Here is a 328-nt window from a genome sequence, read left to right on the forward strand (position 1 = left end):
ATCGCGGCCTGTATCGGCCTGAAAGATGTCACCACCGGTGACACCCTGTGCGATATCGACAACAAGATCGTTCTCGAGCGCATGGAGTTCCCGGAGCCGGTTATTTCCGTTGCCGTCGAGCCGAAGTCCAAGGCGGACCAGGAAAAGATGGGTATCGCACTGGGCAAACTGGCCCAGGAAGATCCTTCCTTCCAGGTCAAGACCGACGAAGAGACCGGTCAGACCATCATCTCCGGTATGGGTGAGCTGCACCTGGACATCCTCGTCGACCGCATGCGTCGCGAGTTCAAGGTCGAGGCCAACATCGGTAAGCCGCAGGTGGCCTACC

The 328-nt window shown here is 58.8% G+C and carries 1 pseudogene; it reads left to right on the top strand.

The features are described from left to right. Nucleotides 1-328: pseudogene (gene fusA / locus Q5762_RS37630) on the top strand (elongation factor G); the annotation flags it as partial.

It is taken from the genome of Streptomyces sp. P9(2023) (assembly GCF_032436795.1).
Lineage (GTDB): Bacteria > Actinomycetota > Actinomycetes > Streptomycetales > Streptomycetaceae > Streptomyces.